A 3,337-nucleotide genomic window follows, 5' to 3' on the forward strand; every position below is an offset into this window, starting at 1 on the left:
CACCCTTGCGGGCTTTCCTCCGGGCGCTTCCCTTCGGTCTTGCGTTTCCGACTCTATCAGACTCTTTCGTGTCCGATTCCCGGTCGAAGCGGGTCTTTCTTTTGCCTTTCGGCGGTTCCAACCTTACCAGACTCATTTCGTTCCGTTTCCGGTTCGAATTTGATTCCGGCGGCCGTTGAAGTGGCCTTGCCTTTCGGCTGATTCGACTTTATCAGAAGCGTTTCGACCGAACCTAATCGGCTTCAACTTCAGAAGGTGGGAATCGAATGGCTCTGCGGAAATTCGATTTCCGGTGAGAGCGAGATAGATATTAGCTGGCTGAACCCGAACTTGTCCAGTTCGAGGCAACCGTTTAAATCTACCTCCCCCACTTCGCCGTGTCAACGGTTTTTTGGGGCGAAGAGGAGACTAGCAGGTCAGGAACGCCGGATGCACATCAGGCGGCGGTCGGCACCTCGGCGCTTCGTTCGACCGCATTCAGGTCACCCGCCTCGCCGGCGCGGGCCGCACGTCCGCCGAGCACATAGACGTACAGGAGGAAGAGCAGCTCTGCGGCCGTACCCAGCGAGATGCGGGCCCAGGTCGGCAGGCCGGAGGGGGTGACGAAGGCTTCGATGACGCCGGAGACGAACAGCACCAGCGCCAGGCCGATGGCCATGCCGAGCGCGGCGCGTCCCCGTTGTGCCAGGGCCGCGCGGCGGGTCTGCGGGCCCGGGTCGATGACGGTCCAGCCGAGGCGCAGCCCCGTGCCGGCGGCGACGAACACGGCCGTCAGCTCCAGCAGCCCGTGCGGAAGGATCAGACCCAGGAACGTGTCGAGGCGCCCCGCCGAGGACATCAGGCCGATGCCGACGGCCAGGTTGACCACGTTCACGAAGAGGACCCAGAGCACCGGCACGCAGAGGAAGGCCCCCAGCACCAAGCACATGGCGGCGGCCTGCGCGTTGTTCGTCCAGACCTGGGCGGCGAAGGAGGTCGCCGGATGGCTGGAGTAGTACGTCTCGTATTCGCCGCCCGGAACCGTCATGCGGCGGAGGTCCTCCGGGGCCGCGATGGCCGACTGGACCTCCGGATGCGTACCGATCCACCAGCCCATCAGCGCGGCCAGGAGCGTCGAGAGGACGGCGGTCGGCACCCACCAGTGCCGGGAGCGGTAGACCGCGGCGGGGAATCCCGCCGTGAGGAAACGCGCGACGTCGCGCCAGGAGGCACGGCGTGTGCCCGTCACCACGGAACGGGCGCGCGCCACCAGCTGTGTGAGTCGCGCGACGAGCATCGGGTCCGAGGTACTGGACTGGATCAGGGAGAGATGGGTCGCCGTGCGCTGGTAGAGGTCGACCAGTTCGTCGGCTTCCGCGCCCGTCAGCCGACATCCTCGGCGCAGGAGGTGGTCCAACCGGTCCCACTCGACGCTGTGGGTGTGGACGAAGACATCGAGGTCCATGGTCGGCTGCTGCTCCAGGCATGGGGGCGTACCGGGTCGTACGACTGTGGCGTCACGAGTCAGCTTGGCAGACTGTGGGCCCGCCGGGCAGGGGCCTGCGGACGAGGGGTGGGGCGATGAGTGAACTCGTGACCGGGGACGCGGTGGTGCTGGGGCTCCGGCCGGCGAAACTGCCGAGCCGCGCCCTCGCACTGGCCATCGATCTGGTCGTGGTCGTTACGGTCTTCGGCCTGGTGGCGCTGGGCCTGGCTTTCGCCAGTGGCTCACTGGACGACGCCGCCTGGGCCGCGGTGTCCGTCGCCGCCTTTCTGCTGGTCCCCGTGGGCGGCCCGATCGCGGTCGAGACGCTGAGCCGCGGCCGTTCGCCGGGAAAGCTGGCGTGCGGGCTGCGGGTCGTGCGGGACGACGGAGGGCCCATCCGGTTCCGCCACGCGCTCGTGCGCGGGGCGATGGGGGTCGTGGAGATCCTGCTGACGTTCGGCGTCGTCGCCGTCGTCGCGTCGCTGGTCTCGGCGCGTGGCCGGCGGCTCGGGGACATCTTCGCGGGGACGCTGGTCGTACGGGAACGGGTGCCGGCGGGACGGGCCGCGGCCGTTCCGCCGCCTCCGCCGTGGCTGGTCGGGCGGTTCGCCGGGCTGGACCTGTCGGCGGTTCCGGACGAGCTGTGGGTCGCGGTACGGCAGTACCTGACACGGATGCGTCAGCTCGACGCTGCCGTGGGCAGGTCCATGGCGGAGCGGCTCGGCGGGGAGGTCGCCGCGCGCACCGGGGCTCCGCCCCCTCCGGGCGTCCCGGCCGCGGCCTACTTGGCCGCCGTGGTGCATGAGCGGCAGGTACGGGACGCGCGCAGGGCGTGGGAGACCGCCCGGGCCGGTGCCGGTACGGGGCGGTTCGCGCGGGAGCCTCGGACCGGCGTACGAACGGTCGAAGATGCCGTACGTCCCGGTGCCGGTACGGCCGACGAGGGGGCGGGACGTCCGCCTGCCACCGGGTTCGTGCCGCCCGCCTGAGGGTCAGCGGTCGGAAGGCGGGGATTCCAGGTCTTCGAGCTCGATACCGGGGGCGGAGAGCACCACGTCGCCGGCGAGGTGGATCGTGTGCCGTTCGCCCGTGTCCAGGGCGCTGACCTGGTATTCGTCCACCGTCAGGGGGCCGTTGTCAGTGGGGTGCGCTTCACTGTTCACCAGGGCCCAGGACTGGTCGAGGGTACGGGGGGCGAGGACCGGGTCCGTGAAGGTGACGACCCGTACGCGGGTCTCGGGGGAAGCGGGGGTGAGGCGCAGCAGACGAGCGGTCGCGACCAGAAAGGCGGGGGAAATGCCGCTGAAGGCGTGGGCGCGGACATTGCCTTCGGTGGCGTGCGTGCCCGTCGGATCGGTACGGACCCAGGTGAGGCCCTCCAGGGCGGCACCGCGGACCTGCCAGTCGGCGGAATGGAGTTCGAGTCGGAGGGGGCGGCCGAGTTCATCGAGGGTGAGGTCGACGGATCCCAGGTGACTGCCGGACGGGGCGGTCGTTTGGGAGATGTAGCGCCAGCCGGACGGGCCGGGCGCGCAGTGGAAGTGTTCTTCGCCGAGGGGGGTGTGGTCGTGAACGTCGTGGAGCGAATATCGGCCGCGGGGCATGGGGTCCTTCGAGTCCTCGGCTCGTGCGGGTGCGGTACGGCGCAGGCCCCCGACACGGGGGTGCGGGGGCCTGCGTTCGTGACTGCTGCTGGTCGGTCCGGGCCGCGCTGAGCTCCCGGCGCCGGACCGGACCGGCCGGACCGTTCGAGGTCCGGCCGGTTCCGGGCCGGGAGGGGGTCAGTAGCGGTAGTGGTCGGGCTTGTACGGGCCGTCGACCTCGACACCGATGTACGAAGCCTGCTCCGGACGGAGCGTCGTGAGCTTCACG

General features: G+C 69.7%; 4 protein-coding genes. 1 reads left to right on the forward strand and 3 read right to left on the reverse strand.

What is annotated here, in order from left to right; genetic code table 11:
- Nucleotides 1-436 precede the first annotated feature (436 nt).
- Nucleotides 437-1,444 carry a stage II sporulation protein M gene (locus ACFZAT_RS33305; protein ID WP_391269691.1) on the reverse strand — a complete coding sequence of 336 codons (1,008 nt, stop codon included), beginning with the start codon at nucleotides 1,442-1,444 and terminating at the stop codon, nucleotides 437-439.
- Nucleotides 1,445-1,560: 116 nt separating this feature from the next.
- On the opposite strand from ACFZAT_RS33305, the gene ACFZAT_RS33310 reads away from it, so the two are divergent.
- Nucleotides 1,561-2,454: an RDD family protein gene (locus ACFZAT_RS33310; protein ID WP_391269692.1), complete on the forward strand. Its 894-nt coding sequence runs from the start codon at nucleotides 1,561-1,563 to the stop codon at nucleotides 2,452-2,454.
- 3 nt (nucleotides 2,455-2,457) lie between these two features.
- Here the strand turns inward: ACFZAT_RS33310 and ACFZAT_RS33315 are convergent, their stop codons facing one another.
- Both ACFZAT_RS33315 and ACFZAT_RS33320 read right to left on the reverse strand, forming a co-directional pair.
- Nucleotides 2,458-3,069 carry a hypothetical protein gene (locus ACFZAT_RS33315; RefSeq protein ID WP_391269694.1) on the reverse strand — a complete coding sequence of 204 codons (612 nt, stop codon included), beginning with the start codon at nucleotides 3,067-3,069 and terminating at the stop codon, nucleotides 2,458-2,460.
- A 177-nt stretch (nucleotides 3,070-3,246) separates the two neighbouring features.
- The coding region (locus ACFZAT_RS33320; RefSeq protein WP_391269035.1) for an adenosylhomocysteinase at nucleotides 3,247-3,337 on the reverse strand (91 nt) is incomplete at its 5' end.

This window comes from Streptomyces sp. NPDC008163 (assembly GCF_042956885.1).
GTDB lineage: Bacteria > Actinomycetota > Actinomycetes > Streptomycetales > Streptomycetaceae > Streptomyces > Streptomyces drozdowiczii_A.

Coding starts and splice junctions, on each gene's coding strand:
- ACFZAT_RS33305 (WP_391269691.1), bottom strand. CDS start 1,444: ATGGACCTCGATGTCTTCGTCCACACCCACAGCGTCGAGTGGGACCGG.
- ACFZAT_RS33310 (WP_391269692.1), top strand. CDS start 1,561: ATGAGTGAACTCGTGACCGGGGACGCGGTGGTGCTGGGGCTCCGGCCG.
- ACFZAT_RS33315 (WP_391269694.1), bottom strand. CDS start 3,069: ATGCCCCGCGGCCGATATTCGCTCCACGACGTTCACGACCACACCCCC.